This is a genomic window from Streptomyces flavofungini (genome assembly GCF_041028215.1).
GTDB lineage: Bacteria > Actinomycetota > Actinomycetes > Streptomycetales > Streptomycetaceae > Streptomyces > Streptomyces flavofungini_B.
Window position 1 is genome coordinate 1 of record NZ_JASKYR010000517.1, and the last position, 6,471, is coordinate 6,471.

Here is a 6,471-nt window from a genome sequence, read left to right on the forward strand (position 1 = left end):
GCTGTGGGACGGCGACGAGACCGAGGTCGCCCTGCTCGTCGAGGACGACTGGCAGCGGCGCGGCATCGGCGGCCAGCTGCTCGGCAGGCTCGTGGCGATGGCGGTCGAGGCGGGCTGCGAGAGCGTCTACGCGGTGACGCAGGCGTCCAACACCGGCATGGTGGCGGCGATGCGCGGGCTCGGTCTGCCGCTCGACTACCAGATCGAGGAGGGCACGCTGGTCATCACGGCCCGCCTCGACGCGACCCCGGTCAGCTCGCGCCCGCCGTACGACGCGACGCGTGCCCACGAGGCTCCGGCCGCTCCCCACCAGCGGGCGGAACGCTGACCGGACCGAGCGCGCGGTCGAGGTCGCTCCACAGGTCCTCGACGTCCTCCAGGCCGCACGACATGCGCAGCAGCCGGTCGCTCACCCCGGAGGAGTGCCGGTCCCCGGCGTCCACGACGCGGTGGCTGATGGACGCCGGGTGCTGGATGAGCGAGTCGACGCTGCCGAGGCTCACCGCCGGGGTGATCAGCCGTACCCCGGCGGTCACCTCGTGCGGGTCGCCGTGCACCTCGAAGGCGACCATGGCGCCGCCGATCGGGGGGTAGTGCACACGCTCCACGCGCGGGTCCGTGGCCAGCCGCCGCGCCAGCTCCGCGGCGGTCGCGGACGCGGCGCGCACCCGTACGGGCAGCGTGGCGAGGCCGCGCAGCAGCAGATATCCGGCGAGCGGATGCAGCACGCCGCCCGTGGCGAAGCGCACCTGGCGCAGCTGCCGGGCGAACTCCTCGTCGCAGGCGACCACACCGCCGAGGACGTCCCCGTGCCCGCCCAGGTACTTGGTGGCGCTGTGCAGCACCAGGCGCGCGCCGCTCAGCGCGGGCCGCTGGAGTACGGGCGTGGCGAAGGTGTTGTCGGCCAGGAGCGGCACCTCGCCGCAGGCCTCCGCCACCGCGGCCAGGTCGAGTTCGGCGAGGGTCGGGTTGGCGGGCGACTCGACCATCACGAGCCCGGTGTCGGGCCGGACGGCGTCCGCGACGGCCCTGCCGAGCTCCTCGGCACCGTCCCACCGGTCCACCCAGGTCACCTCGGTGCCGAGCAGGCCCGCGGTGAGCATGTGGTCGCTGCATCCGTACAGCGGCCGGACGGCCACGACATGGCGCAGGCCCGCCGAGCCCCGTACGAGCAGGACCGCGGTGAGGGCCGCCATGCCGCTCGCGAAGGCCACCGCGCTCTCGGTGCCCTCAAGGCGGGCGAGCGCGGTCTCGAAGCGGGCCACGGTCGGGTTGCCGAGGCGGGCGTAGACGGGCGGCCCGTCGTCGAGGACGCCCTCCGCGGCGAAGGCGTCGATGCGGGCGGCCTCGCCCCGGCTGTCCCGGGAGGGGTAGGTCGTGGAGAGGTCGATCGGCGCCGCGTGCAGGCCGAGTTCCGCCAGATCCTCCCGCCCCGCGTGCACGGCCTCGGTGGCGAGGGCCCGGATGCTGACGTTACCGGCTGTCTGCGTGTTCGCTTCCATGCCGCATAGACTGAACACACGGCGGGTGGTCGGGGTGAAATCCCGTGCTAGGTTCGCCCGATGGCCGAATCCGTCGCACTGGACCCGGTGGATCTCCACATCCTGCGCCTCTTGCAGAACGACGCCCGGACCACGTACCGCGATCTCGCGGCGCAGGTCGGTGTGGCGCCGTCCACGTGCCTCGACCGGGTGACGCGGCTGCGGCGCTCGGGGGTGATTCTCGGCCAGCAGCTCCGCCTGGACCCGGCGAAGCTCGGGCGGGGGCTCCAGGCGCTGCTCTCGGTCCAGGTCCGCCCGCACCGCAGGGACCTCGTGGGCCCCTTCGTGGAACGCGTCAGGGAGCTGCCCGAGTCCCTGTCCCTCTTCCACCTCACGGGCCCGGAGGACTTCCTCGTGCATGTGGCGGTCGCGGGCCCGGCGGACCTCCAGCGCCTGGTCCTCGACGAGTTCACCGCGCGGCCCGAGGTGGCGCGCGTGGAGACGCGGCTGATCTTCCAGCAGTGGGAGTGCGGCCCGCTGCTGCCGCCCGAGGCGGGCGGCGAGGGGGCGCGGGACGCCGCGACGGGCTGACGGCGGACGCCGCCCCCTCCCCGTACCGCCTCCACGGTTCGGGCACATCTGGACTACTGTGTTCCAACGTTCAACTCTGGGGGGACATATGCGCGTTCGCGCCACCGCGGCCACGGCCGCCCTGCTCCTTGCCGCGCTGACCGCCTGCGGCGGCGGTGACGGCGGCGACACGGCCGATGCGAAGGCGTCCGGCGGGAAGAAGTCCGCGGCGGCGGAGAAGCCGGACTGCATGGCCGAGGACATCAGCCAGGCCGACTGGATGAAGTACTGCTCCGACGAGGGCGTGGACGGGGGCGCGGGCGGCGAAGGCGCCGGGGCACGCCCCACCGACCTGCGCTTCGGCGAGTCCTTCAGCTGGCCGGACGGGCTTGAGGTGTCCGTCACCGAGGCCAAGGTCTTCACCGACTACGACACCGGGCTGATGGAGTCGGCCAAGCCCGGCGAGACCGACTTCCGGGTCAGGCTGAAGGTGACGAACGGCGGCAAGTCCCCCGTCGCCCTCGACGATCTCTCCCTCATCGTCGAGGGCGCGACCAGGGGCGGCGAGGCCGCTTCGACGTCTTTCGAGAAGGGGGCCGAGCCCCTGGAGGGCCGTCTGGCGCCCGGGGTGTCGGCGACGAAGACCGACGACAACGTACTCAAGACGAAGTACGGCAAGAAGGTCGTCGTCACCGTGCAGCGCAGCAGCGAGGACCTCGACCTCGATTTTCCCGAATTCGCCGGATCCATCACGGGGTGACGGTGCGGGCGGCGGGGTCGATCACCGAGTGATACGGGTCCGCAGCTCAAAGCCACTGGCGTCCGCCGGACCACTGGCGACAGGATGTCCGCATGCCAGACATCAAGCACGCGCAGTCGAACACCGCCCCCCTGCCCCGCGAAGTCGCCGACACCTACGTGGACGAGCTCATCGCCCTCGATCCGATCACCGGCACCTACCTCGGAGTGAAGGAGAGCGACCGCCGGCTCCCGGACACCTCGCCCGCGGGGCAGGAGGCCCTGGCGCAGCTCGCGCGGACGACGCTGGACCGGCTCGACGAGGCGGAGCGCAGGCCCGGCGCGGACAGTGCGGCCGAGCGGCGCTGCGGACGGCTGCTGCGGGAGCGGCTCACCGCCGAACTCGCCGTGCACGAGGCCGAGGAGGGCCTGCGCTCGGTCGGCAATCTGCACACGGTGCCGCACCAGGTGCGGGAGATCTTCACCGTGACGCCGATGGAGACCGAGGAGGACTGGGCGGCGATCGCCGAGCGGCTGCGGGCCGTGCCCGCCGCCTTCGAGGGCTACCGCGCCTCGCTCGAACTCGGCCTCGACCGCAAGCTGTTCGCGGCGCCGCGCCCCACCGCCACGTTCATCGGGCAGCTCACCGAGTGGACGGGCGAGCAGGAGGACGGCCGGGGCTGGTTCGAGGAGTTCGCCGCCGACGGGCCCGAGGCCCTCCGCGCCGACCTCGACACGGCCGCCCGCGCCGCCACGGCGTCGGTCGTCGCGCTGCGCGACTGGATGCGGGACGTCTACGCCCCCGCGATCGAGGGCGCCCCGGACACCGTGGGCCGCGAGCGCTACGCCCGGCTCTCCCGCCACTTCAACGGCACCGACCTCGACCTGGACGAGGCGTACGCCTACGGCTGGTCGGAGTTCCACCGGCTGCTCGCGGAGATGCGGACCGAGGCCGAGAAGATCCTGCCGGGCGCCGAGAACCCCTGGGTGGCGCTGGCCCACCTGGATGAGCACGGCACGCACATCGAGGGCGTCGAGGAGGTCAGGGTCTGGCTCCAGGAGCTGATGGACGAGGCGATCGAGGCGCTGGACGGCACCCACTTCGAACTGGCCGAGCGGGTCCGCAGGGTGGAGTCCCACATCGCCCCGCCCGGCGGCGCCGCGGCCCCGTACTACACGGGCCCGTCCGAGGACTTCTCGCGGCCCGGCCGCACCTGGCTGCCGACGATGGGCGACACCCGCTTCCCGGTCTACGACCTCGTCTCCACCTGGTACCACGAGGGGGTGCCCGGCCACCACCTCCAGCTCGCCCAGTGGGCGCACGTCGCGGAGAACCTCTCCCGCTACCAGGCGACCGTCGGCATCGTCAGCGCCAACGCCGAGGGCTGGGCGCTCTACGCGGAGCGGCTCATGGACGAGCTGGGCCACCTCACCGACCCGGAGCGCAGGCTCGGCTACCTCGACGCCCAGATGATGCGCGCGCTGCGGGTCATCGTCGACATCGGCATGCACCTGGAGCTGGAGATCCCCGCGGACTCGCCGTTCCACCCGGGCGAGCGCTGGACGCCCGACCTCGCCCAGGAGTTCTACGACGCGCACTGCAGCCGTCCCACGGACTACGTGGCGAGCGAGATGACCCGCTACCTCACGATCCCGGGCCAGGCCATCGGCTACAAGCTGGGCGAGCGCGCCTGGCTGCTCGGCCGGGCCAACGCCCGCAGCCGCCACGGGGACGCCTTCGACGCCAAGGCCTGGCACATGGCCGCGCTCTCGCTGGGCTCCCTGGGCCTGGACGACCTGGTGGACGAGCTCTCCAGGCTGTGACCCGGCCCCGGTCCCAGCCATGACCCCGCCCCGGTCGGCGCGGCCGTCAGCAGCCGCAGTCGGCGGCGTCGACCGGAGCGGTGAGCGCGTCGGGCGCCCGCCGCTCGCGGCCCTCCCAGGTCTCGAAGGCGAAGCCCTCCCGCGCCCAGTACTCGAAGCCGCCCCGCATCTCCTTGACCCGGTAGCCCTGCTGGGCGAGGGCCAGGGCGGCACGGGTCGCGCCGTTGCAGCCGGGACCCCAGCAGTAGGTGACCACCGGCACCGAGGGGTCGAGGAGCCGGGACGCCTGCTCCGGGATGAGCGCGGTGGGCAGGTGGAGCGCGCCCGGGAGGTGCCCCTGGTCCCAGGACGCCGTGGAGCGGGTGTCGACCACGACGAAGCCGGGGTCGCCGTCGGCGGCGAGGGCGGACGCCACGTCGGAGACATCGGCGTGGAAGGCGAGGCTCGCGCCGAAGTACGCGGCGGCGGCCGCCGGGGACGCGGGCCCCACCCTGAGCACCGGGTTCGTGACGGGGGCGGTGGCCGTGGCCTCCGTGACGGCGGTGGCCGTGGCCTCCGTAGCCGCGGCGGTGGTGGCCGTCGCGGCGGCGGGCACCTCGTTGACCTGCACGTTTGTGTTTTCCATGGCAAGAAATCTATGGGCGGGGACCGGAAGTCTGAAGGGATGATCCCCGGTCCACCCCTTGATCGCCCGGGGATTTCCCTGTTACCTCTCGGGGATGACCGGTTATTCCACGGACGCCACCGACTGGCGCATACTCGACGTCCTCCAGCGCGAGGGCCGCGCCAGCTACGCCGAACTGGCGCGGGCCGTCTCGATGTCCCCCAGCGCCGTCACCGAACGCGTGCGCCGCCTGGAGGAGGCGGGCGTCATCCAGGGCTACGCGGCYGTGGTCGACCCGGAGCGCCTGGGGCTGCCGATCCTGGCCTTCGTACGGCTGCGGTACCCGACGGGCAACTACAAGCCCTTCCACGACCTGGTCGGCGCCACCCCCGAGATCCTGGAGGCGCACCACGTGACCGGCGACGACTGTTTCGTCATCAAGGTCGCCGCGCGCTCGATGAGCCATCTGGAGGAGGTCTCGGGCCGGATCGGCGCCCTTGGCTCCGTGACCACGAGCGTCGTCTACTCCTCCCCGCTGCCGAGGCGCCCCCTGGGCCGCTGAACCGGCCGCCCGCTCAGGCACCGCCCCGCTGCCGCACGGACGAACCGGCCCGGCCCTTGACCACTTCGAGCTGCGCGTGCACCCGCCGCCGCAGATCGGCGACATGGCTGACGATGCCGACGCTGCGGTCCCGCTCGCGCAGGGAGTCCAGGACGTCGAGGACCTCGTCGAGGGTCTGGTCGTCGAGGCTGCCGAAGCCCTCGTCGATGAAGAGCGTGTCGAGCCGGACGCCGCCTGCCTCGTCGGTGACCACGTCGGCGAGGCCGAGGGCGAGCGCGAGCGAGGCGAAGAACGTCTCGCCGCCCGAGAGTGTCGTCGTGTCACGCTCGCGGCCCGTCCACGCGTCGACCACATGCAGCCCGAGCCCGGAACGGCCGCGTCCGGTGCGGTCGTCGGAGTGCACGAGGGTGTACCGCCCCGAGGACATCCGGCGCAGCCGGACCGTGGCGGCTGCCGCGACCTGCTCCAGACGGGCGGCGAGTACGTACGACTCCAGGCGCATCCTGCGTTCGTTCTCCGCCGAGGTGCCCGCGGCGAGCCCCGCGAGGCGTGCCACCCGGTCGTGGGCGGCGCGCAGCGGCGCGAGTCCGCGGGTGGCGGCGGCCGTGCGGGCGGAGAGCCGGTCGAGCTCCGCGCAGCGCCGGGCCGCCGCGTCGCAGGCGGAGGCGGCGGCGCGCAGCCGCCGTCCCGCG

8 protein-coding genes are annotated in these 6,471 nt (G+C 73.4%); 5 read left to right on the top strand and 3 right to left on the bottom strand.

Annotated elements, in window-relative coordinates:
• On the top strand, nucleotides 1-328 hold a 328-nt coding region (locus AB8Z36_RS28500), incomplete at its 5' end, for a GNAT family N-acetyltransferase (RefSeq protein ID WP_369216257.1).
• On the opposite strand, the gene AB8Z36_RS28505 is transcribed toward AB8Z36_RS28500, so the two are convergent.
• A complete protein-coding gene (locus AB8Z36_RS28505; protein ID WP_369216258.1) occupies nucleotides 252-1,502 on the bottom strand; it encodes a trans-sulfuration enzyme family protein in 1,251 nt (416 codons plus the stop codon). The genes AB8Z36_RS28500 and AB8Z36_RS28505 overlap by 77 nt on opposite strands.
• Before the next feature lie 60 nt (nucleotides 1,503-1,562).
• Between AB8Z36_RS28505 and AB8Z36_RS28510 the strand changes: the two genes are divergently transcribed.
• The 3 genes from AB8Z36_RS28510 (at nucleotide 1,563) to AB8Z36_RS28520 (ending at nucleotide 4,613) form a co-directional block, all read left to right on the top strand.
• A complete protein-coding gene (locus AB8Z36_RS28510; protein ID WP_369216259.1) occupies nucleotides 1,563-2,072 on the top strand; it encodes an Lrp/AsnC family transcriptional regulator in 510 nt (169 codons plus the stop codon).
• Nucleotides 2,073-2,160: 88 nt separating this feature from the next.
• Nucleotides 2,161-2,811, top strand: a complete 651-nt coding sequence (locus tag AB8Z36_RS28515) for a hypothetical protein (RefSeq protein ID WP_369216260.1) — start codon at nucleotides 2,161-2,163, stop codon at nucleotides 2,809-2,811.
• Nucleotides 2,812-2,903: 92 nt separating this feature from the next.
• Nucleotides 2,904-4,613 carry a DUF885 domain-containing protein gene (locus AB8Z36_RS28520; protein WP_369216261.1) on the top strand — a complete coding sequence of 570 codons (1,710 nt, stop codon included), beginning with the start codon at nucleotides 2,904-2,906 and terminating at the stop codon, nucleotides 4,611-4,613.
• A gap of 46 nt (nucleotides 4,614-4,659) precedes the next feature.
• Here the strand turns inward: AB8Z36_RS28520 and AB8Z36_RS28525 are convergent, their stop codons facing one another.
• Nucleotides 4,660-5,238, bottom strand: a complete 579-nt coding sequence (locus tag AB8Z36_RS28525; protein ID WP_369216262.1) for a rhodanese-like domain-containing protein — start codon at nucleotides 5,236-5,238, stop codon at nucleotides 4,660-4,662.
• Nucleotides 5,239-5,332: 94 nt separating this feature from the next.
• Between AB8Z36_RS28525 and AB8Z36_RS28530 the strand changes: the two genes are divergently transcribed.
• On the top strand, nucleotides 5,333-5,779 hold the full coding sequence (locus tag AB8Z36_RS28530; RefSeq protein WP_369216263.1) for an Lrp/AsnC family transcriptional regulator: 447 nt from the start codon (nucleotides 5,333-5,335) through the stop codon (nucleotides 5,777-5,779).
• Between the two features lie 13 nt (nucleotides 5,780-5,792).
• Here AB8Z36_RS28530 and AB8Z36_RS28535 read toward each other — a convergent pair.
• Nucleotides 5,793-6,471, bottom strand: a 679-nt coding sequence (locus AB8Z36_RS28535; protein ID WP_369216264.1) for an SbcC/MukB-like Walker B domain-containing protein, incomplete at its 5' end; no start/stop codon positions are given.